Genomic DNA, 13,134 nt, shown 5'->3' on the forward strand with positions numbered 1-13,134 from the left:
GCCCGCCCGCGGTGGCGACCGCGCCGGCCCCCGATCCGCTGGGCGAGCTGATGGCGCAGCAGTCGATGCGGCCCGGCCCCGCGACGCCGCCGCCGGTCGTCGCCGAGAGCCGCCCGCTGCCGATGCCGCCGAGCCCGCCCGCGGCCGCGCCCCGGCCGGTGGCTCCGCCGCCGCCGGTGGCGGTCGCGCGCGGCGGCGCCACCGCCAATCGCACCGACCGCATCATCATCGTCGCGCTCGACCCGGGCCACGGCGGCGAGGACCCCGGCGCCATCGGCCCGGCCGGCACGCGCGAAAAGGACATCGTGCTGCAGGTCGCGTTCCGCCTGCGCGACCGCATCAACGCCAGCAGCATCAACGGCAACCCGATGCGCGCCTTCCTCACGCGCGATGCCGACTTCTTCGTGCCGCTGGGCGTGCGCGTGCAGAAGGCGCGGCGCGTGCAGGCCGACCTGTTCGTGAGCATCCATGCCGACGCCTTCACCACACCGGCCGCGCGCGGCGCCAGCGTGTTCGCGCTGAGCCAGAGCGGCGCCTCGAGCAGCGCCGCGCGCTGGCTCGCCAACAAGGAGAACGACGCCGACAAGGTCGGCGGCGTGAACGTCGGCAACCACGAGGCGCAGGTGCAGCGCGCGCTGCTCGACATGAGCACCACCGCGCAGATCAACGACAGCCTCAAGCTCGGCGGCGCGATGCTCGGCGAGATCAAGGGCATCGGCGCGCGGCTGCACAAGGGCCAGGTCGAGCAGGCCGGCTTCGCGGTGCTGAAGGCGCCCGACATCCCGAGCGTGCTGGTCGAGACCGCCTTCATCAGCAATCCCGAGGAAGAAGCCAACCTGCGCCGCGTGCAGTACCAGGAAGACCTGGCCGACGCGCTGATGCGCGGCATCCAGCGCTATTTCGCGCAGAACCCGCCGCTGGCGCGCAGCCGGCAGCTCTGAGCGGTCCTCGGGCCCTGTTTTCAGAGGGCGGCGTGGGCAGCGCCGACCCCACGCAGGCTCCCCTTCCCACGCTGCGGCCCGGCGCCCCGCACAGGCAGGCGCGGCCGGCTCCTACACGGCGTGGAACACCGTTTTGCAGAAGATCACTCCATCGATTTTTTAAACAGAAAGGTGGACATCATGAAAGCACGCATCTGGATTGCCGCTGCGGCGGCCACCTCCGTGATGGCGCTCGCAGGCTGCGCGTCGGGCCCGAACCAGAACCTGGGCACGGGCGTCGGCGCGGTCGGCGGCGCGCTGGTCGGCAATGCGATCGGCGGCAACACCGCCAGCACCGTGGGTGGTGCCGCCATCGGCGGCATCATCGGCAACCAGGTCGGCCGCAATGCCGACGAACGCAACTACTACAACCAGCAGCGCTACCCGCAGGGCAATTACTACCCGCGCAACGGCCCGAACTACTGACCGTCCGGGTGCCTGGCACCCGTGCCGCACCAACGAAAAGAGCGCCTCGCGGGGCGCTCTTTTTTCGTGGGCGAGCGGCCTCAGGCGCCCTGCTGCGCGCGCGCCTTCTCGGCCCGCGAGGCACGCCAGGCGCCGAAGATCGCGAGCAGGCCCGGTACGAAGATCAGCGCCCAGATGATCTTGTCGAGGTGTTCGCGCACCAGCGGCAGGTTGCCGAAGAAATAGCCCGCGGTCGCGATGCCCAGCACCCACAACAGCGCACCGCCGACGTTGAACATGCTGAACTTGGCGCGATTCATCTCGGCCACGCCGGCCACGAAGGGCGCGAAGGTGCGGATGAAGGGCATGAAGCGCGCCAGCACGATGGTGATGCCGCCGTAGCGCTCGTAGAAGGCATGCGCCTGGTCGAAGGCCTTGCGGTTGAAGAAGCGCGAACTCTCCCACTGGAACACCTTGGGCCCGAAATAGCGCCCGATGCTGTAGTTGCACTGGTCGCCGAGGATGGCCGCGATCACCAGCAAGGTGCAGGCGATCGGAAAGCTCATCAGCCCTACGCCACACAGCGCGCCCACGATGAACAGCAGCGAATCGCCGGGCAGGAAGGGCATCACCACCACCCCCGTCTCGACGAACACGATCAGGAACAGGAGCGCGTAGACCCAGGGGCCATAGGCGATGACGAAGGCCTCGAGGTGCTTGTCGACATGCAGGATGAAGTCGACGAGAAAGCTGATGATTTCCATGGGGGCGGATTATCCTTGCAGCGTCCGCCCCTCGGGCGAAGACCCCAGGCCGCGACCGCGCCTGCAGAACACCCATCCCCACCTTGGAGACACCGATGACAGGTCAATACATCCAGCTCGCCGCCAAAGACGGCAGCGGCAGCTTCCGCGGCTACCTCGCCGTGCCGGCCTCGGGCCACGGGCCCGGCCTGGTGATCGCGCAGGAGATCTTCGGCGTGAACAAGACCATGCGCGACGTGGCCGACTACTACGCCGAGGAAGGCTACGTGGTGCTGGTGCCCGACCTGTTCTGGCGCCAGCAGCCCGACGTGGAACTGGGCTACAGCGAGGCCGACTGGCAGCAGGCCTTCGAGTTCTACGGCGGCTTCGACGAGGCCAAGGGCATGGAGGACATCCAGGCCGCGCTCGACGTGCTGCGCGACCGGCCCGAGGTGGTCGAGCGCCAGGCCGGCGTGCTGGGCTTCTGCCTCGGCGGCAAGCTGGCCTACCTCGCGGCCTGCCGCACCGATGCCGACGTGTCGGTGGGCTACTACGGCGTGGGCATCGACGCGGCGCTCGAGGAAGCCAAGAACATCCGCAAGCCGCTGCTGCTGCACGTGGCCGAGCTCGACAAGTTCTGCCCGCCCGAGGCGCGCGAGCGCATCGTGCAGGCGCTCAAGGGCCATCCGAAGGTGGCGCTGCACGTCTATCCGGGCGTCGACCACGCCTTCGCGCGCGCGGGCAGCGACCACTTCCACAAGCCCTCGGCGCTGATGGCGCACGAGCGCAGCATCGCCGCGCTCAAGGCCGCGATCGGTCCGCACTACGACCTCTCGGCGCTGTGGGACAAGCACTGCGAGTATGAGTTCGGCACGCGCAACGTCGACGACACCATGTCGACCATGGTGGCCGAGCCCTACGTCAACCACATCCCGACCATGACCGGCGGCGTGGGCTACAGGGACCTGCATGCCTTCTACACGAATCACTTCGTCAACAGCAATCCGCCCGACACCGCGCTGACCTCGATTTCGCGCACGGTCGGCGCGACGCAGGTGGTCGACGAGTTGCTTTTCACCTTCACCCACACCACCGAGATCCCGTGGATGCTGCCGGGCGTGGCGCCCACGGGCCGGCGCGTGGAGGTGCCGCTGCTCGCGGTCATCAAGTTCCGCGGCGACAAGCTCTACCACGAGCACATCTACTGGGACCAGGCCAGCGTGCTGGTGCAGGTGGGCCTGCTCGACCCGAAGCTGCTGCCGGTGGCCGGCATCGAGACGGCGCGCAAGCTGCTCGACGAGACGCTGCCCTCGAACACGCTGATGCCCTGAACATGCGCGCCGCATGAAGAAGATCGACCCGCGGCTGCTGCAGGCCTTCGTGGCCGTCGCGCGCGAGGGATCGGTGTCCAAAGGCGCGCAGCGCCTCTTCCTCACGCAGCCGGCTGTCAGCCTGCAGCTCAAGGAGCTGGGCGCGCTGGTCGAGCTCGAGCTGTTCCAGCGCACGCCCACCGGCCTGCTGCTGACGCGCGACGGCGCGGCGCTGCTCAACCACGCGGAACACGCGCTCGAAGGCCTCAACGATTTCGCGATCGCCGCCGAGCGCATGAAGGGCGGCGTGCGCGGCGCGCTGCGCATCGGCACCATCCTCGACCCCGAGTTCACGCGCCTGAGCGGCCTGCTCAAGGAGCTGGTGACGCTGGCGCCCGAGCTCGAGACCGAGCTGCACCACGGCACCAGCGGCGAGGTGCTCGCGAAGCTGCTGAACAAGGAGGTCGACGTCGGCTTCTACCTCGGCGATCCCGAAGCGAGCGACCTGCCGCAGGCCAGCTCGGCCTCGCGCCGCAGCGAGGGCAAGGCCTTCCATTCGAGCGTGCTCACGCGCTTCAGCTACCAGGTGATCGGCCCGCCGGGCTGGGGGCCGCAGGTGATGGGCCGCGACTGGCCCGACCTGAGCTGCCTGCCCTGGGTGCTGGCGCCGGCGACCTCTTCGCATTCGCGGCTGCTGGCGCCGGTGCTGCAGGCGCGCGGGCTGGTGCTGAAGAAGGCGGCGCAGGCCGACCAGGAGTCGTCGATGCTCGCGCTGGTGCGCGCGGGCGTGGGCATCTCGCTGGCGCGCGACGCGGTGGCGCTGCGCGCCAGCCAGCGCGAGGGATTGGTGATCGCCGACCAAGTCGGCATCGAGAGCGACCTGCGCTTCGTCTGCCTCGCGGGCGCGCTGCGGCGCCCCGAGGTCGACTGCGCGATGCAGGCGCTCGCGCGCGCCTGGCGGCTGTCGCTCTGAACCGGATTCAGCCGCGCGGCAGCGCCGAGCCGTCGAGCGCCGCGCCGGATCTCGAGCCCTCGCACGGCGCGGCGGCCACCGTGCGCCAGCCCCTGGGCATCAGCGCCAGCATCAGGGCCGCGAGCAGCGCCGCGCCGCCCAGCGTGTAGAGGCCCGCGGCCGAACCGCCATGGTTCTGCTCGACATAGGTGCGCAGGTTCGGCGCCACGAAGCCGCCGAGATTGCCGATGGAATTCACCAGCGCGATGCCGGTGGCGATGCCCAGGCCCGAGAGGCGCTCCGACAGGAAGGCATAGAAGATCGGCGTGCCCGACAGGTAGGTCGAGGCGCCGATCGACAAGGCCGCGATCGCGAAGATCGGCGAACCGTGCGCCGACAGGCACACGCACACGCCGAACACCGTGTAGAGCGAGGCCACCGTGAGGCGCCGCCGCTCGTGGTGCCGGTCCGACCAGCGCGTGACGAAGTAGACGACGAACAGCGCCAGCAGCCACGGGATGCTGGTGACGAAGCCCACCATCAGCCCGATCTTCTGGCCGAGGATCTGCGACACCTGGCTCGGCAGGTAGAAGATCAGGCCGTAGGCCGCGATCTGCACGATGAAGAAGTTCAGCGCGAAGAACATCACCTTCGGGTTACGCAAGGTCTGCATCACGGTGTGCGGGCTGCCGGCCGCCTTCTGCGCCGCCTCCTGGTCGAGCACGGCCTGCAGCGCGTCCTGCTCCGCGCTCGCGAGCCACTTCGCGGCATGCGGCCGGTCGACGATCACGAAGAAGGCCGCGATGCCGACCACCACCGCCATCGCGCCCTCGATCAGGAACATCCACTCCCAGCCCTTGAGTCCGCCGATGCCGTGCATCTCGAGCAGCGCGCCCGAGACCGGCCCGCCGATCACCAGCGCCCCCGCGAAGCCGAACAGCAGGATGCCGTTGGCCTGCGCCCGCACCCTGGCCGGGAACCAGTAGGTCAGCGTCAGCAGCACGCCCGGGTAGAAGCCGGCCTCGGCGATGCCGAGCAGGAAGCGCAGCAGGTAGAACGAGGTCTCGGTGGTCGCGAACATCATGGCCGAGGCCACCAGGCCCCAGCTCACCATGATCCGGCTGAGCCAGATGCGCGGGCCGATGCGCGTCATGATCACGTTGCTCGGCACCTCGAAGAGGGCGTAGCTCACGAAGAAGATGCCGGCGCCGAGCGCGAAGGCGCCGTCGCTGAGGCCGGTGTCGATCTGCAGCGCGTTCTTCGCGAAGCCGACGTTGACGCGGTCGAGGATCGACATGATGTACATGAGGATCAGCATCGGCAGCAGGCGCCAGCGCGCCTTGTGGACGGCCGCGCCGACCAGGGGGCTGTAGGGATTCATCGTCGTCTCCTTGGTTCTTCTGATGAGGCTTGTTCGGGCTAGTGGTTGCGGCGCGGAATCCCCGCGGTCTGCGCCACGCGCTGGTACTTGACGGCCGGCTTGAGCACCATGCCCTCGGACAGCGTGTCGACCATCGCGCGCTGGATCTCCTGCCACGGCGTCTGGCTCGCGGGGATCGGATAGCCGCCCGCGGCCTCGAGCTGGCGCGCGCGGGAGCGCAGTTCTTCTTCGTCCACCAGCATGTCGACGCGGCGCGCCTTCAGGTCCACGCGCACGCGGTCGCCGGTGCGCAGCAGCGCCAGGCCCGCGCCCGCCGCCGCCTCGGGCGAGGCATTGAGGATCGAGGGCGATCCCGAGGTGCCCGACTGCCGGCCGTCGCCGATGCAGGGCAGCGCCGAGACGCCGCTCTTGAGCAGATGCGCGGGCGCGCGCATGTTCACCACCTCCGACGAGCCCGGATGCCCGATCGGCCCGACGCCGCGCATGAACAGGATGCAGGAGGCGTCGATGTCGAGCGCCGGGTCCTCGATGCGGCGCTCGTAGTCCTCGGGGCCGTCGAACACGATGGCGCGGCCGACGAAGGCATCGGGGTCGCCGGGCGCGCTCAGGTAGCGTGCCCTGAACTCGTCCGAGATCACGCTGGTCTTCATGATCGCGCTGTCGAAGAGATTGCCCGACATCACGAGGAAGCCGGCGTTCTGTCGCAGCGGCGCCTCGAAGGGGCGGATCACGTCGGCGTCCTTCACCGGCGCCTGCGCGCAGTTCTGCGCCAGCGTGCGGCCCGTGACCGTGAGCGCGCCCTCGCGGATCAGGCCGTGGCGATGGAGCTCGGCCACCACGGCCGGCACGCCGCCGGCGCGGTAGAACTCCTCGCCCAGGTACTTGCCGGCCGGCTGCATGTCGAGCAGCAGCGGCACCTCGAGCCCCACGCTCTCCCAGTCCTGGATGGCCAGGTCCACGCCCGCGTGCTTGGCGATCGCGATCAGGTGGATCGGCGCGTTGGTCGAGCCGCCGATCGCCGAGTTGACGACGATCGCGTTCTCGAAGGCCGCGCGCGTGAGGATGTCCGAGGGCTTGAGGTCCTCGCGCACCATCTGCACGATGCGCCGCCCGGTCTCGTAGGCCATCTGCCCGCGTTCGCGGTACGGCGCCGGAATCGCGGCGCAGCCCGGCAGGCTCATGCCCAGCGCCTCGGCCAGCGCATTCATGGTCGAGGCCGTGCCCATCACGTTGCAGTGGCCGATCGAGGGCACGGTGGAGCCGACCAGGTCGATGTAGCCCGGGAAATCGATGCTGCCCTTGGCGAACAGCTCGCGCGCCTTGAACAGCGTGGTGCCGGTGCCGGTGCGCTGCCCGTCGTGCCAGCCGTTGAGCATCGGCCCGCCCGACAGCACGATGGCCGGGATGTTCGCGGTGGCCGCGGCCATCAGCGCGGCCGGGGCGGTCTTGTCGCAGCCGGTGGTGAGCACCACGCCGTCGATCGGGTAGCCGGTCAGCGTCTCGACCAGGCCCAGGTAGGCCAGGTTGCGGTCGAGCGCGGCCGTGGGCCGGCGGCCGTTCTCCTGGATCGGGTGCATCGGGAATTCCATCGCGATGCCGCCCATCTCGCGGATGCCGTCGCGCACCCGCTGCGCGAGCTCGCGGTGGTGCCGGTTGCACGGCGTCAGGTCGGAGCCGCTCTGCGCGATCGCGATGATGGGGCGGCCGGACTGCAGCTCCTCGCGCGTCAGGCCGTAGTTGAGGTACCAGGCCAGGTGGAGGACCGAGAGTTCGCTGTGCTCGGGGTTGTCGAACCAGGCGGCGGAACGGAGGGGGCGGGTGGTCATTGGGGGTCTTTCTCGAAGGGCGTTCTCGTGGAGCGGCCGCAGCTTAGGGAGAGCGCCGCGCGAGCGCCAATGAGATCGGTTGCGAGGCCGTATAAGCGCTGCAAATACAGCCGATGCCCCGCCCGGGAGGCCGGTCCGGGCCAGCTTCTAGAATGGTTCGGTGAGCGCCCTTCCCACCTCCTCCCTCCCCCCCGCCGAACGCCGCCCGATCCGCGAACTCCCCGACGAGCTGATCAGCCAGATCGCCGCGGGCGAGGTGGTCGAGCGCCCGGCCTCGGTGGTGCGCGAGCTGCTCGACAACGCGCTCGACGCGGGCGCGACGCAGGTCACGGTGCGACTGGCGGCCGGCGGCGTGCGGCTGATCTCGATCGAGGACGACGGCCTGGGCATCCCGCGCGAGGAGCTCGTGGTGGCGCTGCGGCGCCATGCCACCAGCAAGATCGCGAGCCTCAACGACCTCGAGACGGTCGGCACCATGGGCTTTCGCGGCGAGGCGCTGGCCGCCATCAACGCGATCGCCGAGCTGAGCCTGCAGTCGCGCGCGGTGGGTGCCGACGGCGCCTGGTCGCTCGACGGCCGCACGGGCGAACTGCGCCCGGTGGCGCGTTCGCGCGGCACCACGGTCGAGGTGCGCGAGCTGTTCTTCGCGACCCCGGCGCGGCGCAAGTTCCTCAAGACCGATGCCACCGAGCTCGCCCACTGCATCGAGGCGGTGCGCCGCCATGCGCTGGCGCGGCCCGACGTGGGCTTCTCGGTCTGGCACGACGGCAAGCTGGTCGAGCAATGGCGCGCCAGCGAGCAGCGCGAGCAACGCCTGGGCGATGCGCTCAGCGAGGATTTCGTGGCGCAGAGCGTCGTCGTCGAGCATGTGGGCGGCCCGGTGCGCGTGGTCGGCCGCGCCGGCATCCCCGATGCGGCGCGCTCGCGCGCCGACCACCAGTTCTTCTACGTCAACGGCCGTTTCGTGCGCGACAAGGTGCTGTCGCACGCGGTGCGCAGCGCCTACGAGGACGTGCTGCACGGCCAGCGCCAGCCGGTCTACGTGCTCTACCTCGAGATCGACCCCGCGCGCGTCGACGTGAACGTGCACCCGACCAAGATCGAGGTGCGCTTCCGCGACGGCCGCGAGGTGCACCAGGCGGTGCGCCATGCGGTCGAGAACGCGCTGGCCGCGCCGCGCGCCGGCGACGCCACGCAGGCGGCCCAGGCGCAGCAGCCCTTCTTCAAGCCGGTGTCGCCGGTCACGACCGGCTCGTGGTCGCAACCGGCCATCAACTTCAGGGCCGCCGAACGCGGCGCCGGCGATTTCGAGGCCATGTGGCCGCGGCGCGCCAGCGAGACCCTGCTGGCGCCCGAGTCGGCCTCGGCCCACTGGCCCGTGCTGTCCGATTCCGGCGTCGGCGCGGCGCCGGCCGCCGCCTTCGGCACCCAGGCCCCGGCCGCCCCGTTCCAGCCCCCCGCGGGCCTCGCGGCCGAGCCCCAGGCGCTGGCCCACAACGACGAAGCCTGGCCGCTGGGCCGCGCGCTGGCGCAGTTGCAGGGCATCTACATCCTGGCCGAGAACAGCCAGGGCCTGATCGTGGTCGACATGCACGCGGCCCACGAGCGCATCGTCTACGAGCGCCTGAAGACCCAGCTCGACGGCGCCGCCATCTCGAGCCAGCCGCTGCTGATCCCCGCCACCTTCGCCGCCACGCCGCAGGAAGTGGCCACGGCCGAGGCCTGCACCGCCGTGCTCGCCACCCTGGGCCTGGAGATCACGCCCTTCTCGCCGCGCACCCTGGCGGTGCGCGCGGTGCCCGGCACGCTGGCCGACGGCGACCCGGTCGAGCTGGCGCGCAGCGTGCTGGCCGAGCTGTCGCAGCACGATGCGAGCACCGTGGTGCAGCGGGCCCAGAACGAATTGCTGTCGACCATGGCCTGCCACGGCGCGGTGCGCGCCAACCGCAAGCTCACGCTCGACGAGATGAACGCCTTGTTACGCCAGATGGAGGCGACCGAGCGTTCGGACCAGTGCAACCACGGCCGCCCGACCTGGCGCCAGCTCTCGATCCGCGAGCTCGACGCCCTGTTCATGCGCGGGCGCTGAGCGAATCCGCACCAAAAGCCGTCCCAAAAGCCGCCAATTGGCGGCTTTTTGAGGGTTTTTCCGGGTTTGGGGCCGTCATCCGCATGGCGGGCACGCACGTTGCATGGTGAGTTCGCCAAAGACGCCACAAGGCGCTGGTCAGGGAGGTGTCGAAACGCACGTCGGCGTGTTTCGGCAGCAGGCAGATGAACTTTTTCGCCGGCATCGCTGTCCCTCATTCCCATGATGAAACGCTGGACCCTCCTCGCGTCAGTCCTTTCGCTTTGCGCCATTCTTGCCGCCGGCTGCTCGACCTTCGACGAGCAGCAGCGCGAATGGATCTTCCAGCCCAGCGACCGCAGCTGGGGCAACACCGCCACCATGGCCCAGGGCATGCAGGACGTGTGGATCGACTTCCAGTCCTCCATCACGGGCGAGCCCGCGCGCCTGCACGGCCTGTGGCTCGGCGGCGAGCCCGAGACCACCGAGACCCCGGTGCTGCTGTACCTGCACGGCGCGCGCTACAACGTGGCGGGCTCGGCCCCGCGCATCCAGCGCATGCACGAACTCGGTTTCTCGGTGCTGGCCATCGACTACCGCGGCTTCGGCAAGAGCTCCAAGGGCCTGCCCTCGGAAGAGTCGGCGCGCGAGGATGCCCGCGCCGCCTGGACCTGGCTGGCCGCGCGCCATCCGCGCCAGCACCGCTACATCTTCGGCCACTCGCTGGGCGGCGCCATCGGCATCGACCTGGCGGCGCGCGTGAACGACGAGAGCGGCACCATCGTCGAGAGCACCTTCACCTCGATCGCCGACGTGGTCGGCAGCTTCAAGTGGGGCTGGCTGCCCTTCCGTCCCTTCATCACCCAGCGCTTCGAGGCGATCGACAAGGTCAAGGACATCGGCGCGCCGCTGCTGGTGGTGCACGGCACCGCCGACAGCCTGATCAACCCGACGCTGGGCCGCAAGCTCTACGACGCGGCCACCGTGCCCAAGCTGTTCGTGCTGGTGGAAGGCGGCTCGCACCACAACACCAACTCGGTCGGCGAGGCCCAGTACCGCGCGGCGCTCACGCAGCTGTTCCGCATGAAGCCCGACAACATGGTGGCACGCAACCAGCCCAAGCTGTCGCCGCCCTCGCCGGCGCTGCCGCCCGCGGTGTCGCCGCAGGACGTGCGCGGCCAGGCGCGCGAGAACAGCGCGCCCGCCGCGATCTAGGACCTCAGGCCAGCTCGAACGGCAGCCGCCGCAGCGGCTTGCCCGTCAACTGCGCCACGGCATTGGCGAAAGCGGGCGCCAGCGGCGGCAGGCCCGGCTCCCCCATCCCCTTGGGCGCATCGGCGCTCGGCACGATGTGGATGTCGAACTCCGGCACCTGCGTGATGCGCGCCACCGTGAAGTCGCCGAAGTTGCCCTGCTGCACCACGCCGTCCTTCAAGGTGATCGCGCTGCCCGGGAGGCAGGTCGACAGCCCCATCACCGCCGCGCCCTGCACCTGCGCTTCCACGCTGCGCGGATTGACGGCCAGGTTGCAGTGCACGCCGCTGGTCACGCGGTGCAACACCGGCTGGCCGTCCTTGACCGAGGCTTCCACCACGTAGGCCACCACCGATTCGAAGGACTCGTGCACCGCCACGCCCCAGGCGCGGCCGTCCGCGAGCTTCTTCTTGCCGTAGCCGCTCTTGTCGACGGCCAGCTGCAGCGCGGCGCGATGGCGCGGATGCTTGTCGCCGAACAGCTGCATGCGGTAGGCCACCGGGTCCTGCTTGGTGCTGCGCGCGATCTCGTCGATCAGCGTCTCCATCACGAAGGCGGTGTGGGTCGAACCCACGCTGCGCCACCACAGCACCGGCACGTTGAGCTGCGGATGGTGCACCGTCAGGCGCATCGGCAGCGGATAGGGATCGCGCATGCCCTCGACCGCCGTGGCGTCGATGCCGTCCTTCACCATGGCGCCCGCGAACACCGTGCCCGCGGTGATGGACTGGCCCACGATGACATGGTCCCAGGCCAGGATGCGACCGCGCTCGTCGAAGCCGATGCGCGCGCGATGCAGGTGCATCGGCCGGTAGTAGCCGCCCTTGATGTCGTCCTCGCGGCTCCACAGCAGCCGCACCGGCACGTCGAGGCCGGCGGCGCGCGTGGCCTTGGCGATCTCGCAGGCCTCGACCACGAAGTCGCTGGTGCTCACGAAGCGGCGGCCGAAGCCGCCGCCCGCCATCTGCACGTTGACCTTCACCTGCGCGGGCTCGAGCTTCAGTGCGCGCGCCGCGGCGATGCCGTCGAGGTCGGCGGACTGGGTGCCGACCCACAGCTCGGCACGCCCGTCCGACAGCTTCACGGTGCAGTTCAGCGGCTCCATCGGCGCATGCGCCAGGTAGGGAAACACGAACTCGGCCTCGAGCTTGCGCGGCGCATTGGCCAGCGGCGCCATGTCGGCGTCGAACTTCCGGTTGCCGGGACGGCCGGCCAGTTCGCGGTACTGGGCCAGCTGCTTGTCGGAATCGACCTTCTCGACGGCGGCCGTGTCCCACTGCAGCTTGAGCGCGTCGCGGCCCAGCTTGGCGGGCCAGTAGCCGTCGGCCACCACGGCCACGCCCTCGGCGCCGCGGTCCAGCGGAATGCGCACGACCGCCTTCACGCCCTTGACGGCGCGCGCGGCGCTGTCGTCCACCGAAGCCAGGCGGGCGCCGAACACCGGCGGATGGGCTACCACCGCCGTGAGCTGGCCCGGGTGCTTGACGTCGATGCCGAAGTCCTGCCGGCCGCTGCTCTTGGCGGCCGCGTCGAGGCGCTGGGTCGGGCGGCCGATGATGCGGAAGTCCTTCGGGTCCTTGAGCACCACCTTCTCGGGCACCGGCAGCGCCATCGCCGCCTCGGCCAGCTCGCCGTAGCTCGCCTTGCGCCCGCCCGGGCCGAGCACCGTGCCGGCCTGCGTGCGCAGGGTGGAGGCATCGACCTTCCAGCGCGCCGCCGCAGCCGACAGCAGCATGGCGCGGGCGCGGGCGCCGAGCTCGCGGTACTGCACGAAGCTGTTCTTGATGGTGTTCGAGCCGCCGGTCAGGTGCATGCCGAAGAAGGGATCGGCATAGGCGGCGTCGTTGGTGCCGCTGCGGCTGCGCACCAGCGCCCAGTCGGCGTCGAGCTCCTCGGCCAGGATCATCGGCAGGCCGGTCTGCACGCCCTGGCCGAACTCGAGCCGGTTGATGGTCACCATGACCTCGCCGTTGGGCGCGATCTGCACGAAGGCCAGCGGCTGTTGCGTCGGCTTGAGGCCGCCGGCAGCCGGGGCCGCGCCGCCGGCCTGCGCCAGGGCCAGGTGCGGGAAGGTGCCGAGCGCGAAACCGCTCGCGCCGACGATCTTGAGGAAGCTGCGACGGGGCAGCGCGGCGGGCTCGTCGGCCGCGGGGCGGGCCATCAGGCGTTGCAGCGAACGCGGCAGGTCGTGGTAGTCGATGTGGGGCAGCATGGC

The 13,134-nt window shown here is 70.3% G+C and carries 10 protein-coding genes; 6 read left to right on the forward strand and 4 right to left on the reverse strand.

Annotated features, from left to right (window positions below; all coding sequences use genetic code 11):
* On the forward strand, positions 1 to 941 hold a 941-nt coding region (locus tag KV106_RS37495; RefSeq protein WP_261217140.1), incomplete at its 5' end, for an N-acetylmuramoyl-L-alanine amidase family protein.
* Between the two features lie 180 nt (positions 942 to 1,121).
* Positions 1,122 to 1,406 carry a glycine zipper domain-containing protein gene (locus KV106_RS37500; protein WP_057597702.1) on the forward strand — a complete coding sequence of 95 codons (285 nt, stop codon included), beginning with the start codon at positions 1,122 to 1,124 and terminating at the stop codon, positions 1,404 to 1,406.
* An 80-nt stretch (positions 1,407 to 1,486) separates the two neighbouring features.
* Here the strand turns inward: KV106_RS37500 and KV106_RS37505 are convergent, their stop codons facing one another.
* A complete protein-coding gene (locus tag KV106_RS37505) occupies positions 1,487 to 2,149 on the reverse strand; it encodes a DedA family protein (RefSeq protein ID WP_057597698.1) in 663 nt (220 codons plus the stop codon).
* A gap of 95 nt (positions 2,150 to 2,244) precedes the next feature.
* Here KV106_RS37505 and KV106_RS37510 point away from each other — a divergent pair, with 95 nt between their 5' ends.
* Positions 2,245 to 3,459, forward strand: coding sequence for a dienelactone hydrolase family protein (locus KV106_RS37510; RefSeq protein WP_261217142.1), 1,215 nt, complete (start codon positions 2,245 to 2,247; stop codon positions 3,457 to 3,459).
* A 13-nt stretch (positions 3,460 to 3,472) separates the two neighbouring features.
* On the forward strand, positions 3,473 to 4,411 hold the full coding sequence (locus tag KV106_RS37515) for a LysR family transcriptional regulator (protein WP_261217144.1): 939 nt from the start codon (positions 3,473 to 3,475) through the stop codon (positions 4,409 to 4,411).
* Positions 4,412 to 4,418: 7 nt separating this feature from the next.
* Here the strand turns inward: KV106_RS37515 and KV106_RS37520 are convergent, their stop codons facing one another.
* Together KV106_RS37520 and KV106_RS37525 are read right to left on the reverse strand one after the other, a co-directional pair.
* A complete protein-coding gene (locus KV106_RS37520; RefSeq protein WP_261217146.1) occupies positions 4,419 to 5,771 on the reverse strand; it encodes an MFS transporter in 1,353 nt (450 codons plus the stop codon).
* Positions 5,772 to 5,809: 38 nt separating this feature from the next.
* Complete coding sequence (locus tag KV106_RS37525) at positions 5,810 to 7,597, reverse strand: IlvD/Edd family dehydratase (protein ID WP_261217148.1); 1,788 nt, start codon at positions 7,595 to 7,597, stop codon at positions 5,810 to 5,812.
* A gap of 160 nt (positions 7,598 to 7,757) precedes the next feature.
* Between KV106_RS37525 and mutL the strand changes: the two genes are divergently transcribed.
* Positions 7,758 to 9,686, forward strand: a complete 1,929-nt coding sequence (gene mutL, locus KV106_RS37530) for a DNA mismatch repair endonuclease MutL (RefSeq protein ID WP_261217150.1) — start codon at positions 7,758 to 7,760, stop codon at positions 9,684 to 9,686.
* A 225-nt stretch (positions 9,687 to 9,911) separates the two neighbouring features.
* Positions 9,912 to 10,880: an alpha/beta hydrolase gene (locus tag KV106_RS37535; RefSeq protein WP_057596858.1), complete on the forward strand. Its 969-nt coding sequence runs from the start codon at positions 9,912 to 9,914 to the stop codon at positions 10,878 to 10,880.
* A gap of 4 nt (positions 10,881 to 10,884) precedes the next feature.
* Here the strand turns inward: KV106_RS37535 and KV106_RS37540 are convergent, their stop codons facing one another.
* Positions 10,885 to 13,131, reverse strand: coding sequence for a xanthine dehydrogenase family protein molybdopterin-binding subunit (locus KV106_RS37540; protein ID WP_261217158.1), 2,247 nt, complete (start codon positions 13,129 to 13,131; stop codon positions 10,885 to 10,887).
* Positions 13,132 to 13,134 lie beyond the last annotated feature (3 nt).

This window comes from Variovorax endophyticus (genome assembly GCF_025376855.1).
In the GTDB taxonomy this organism is placed as follows: Bacteria; Pseudomonadota; Gammaproteobacteria; order Burkholderiales; family Burkholderiaceae_C; genus Variovorax.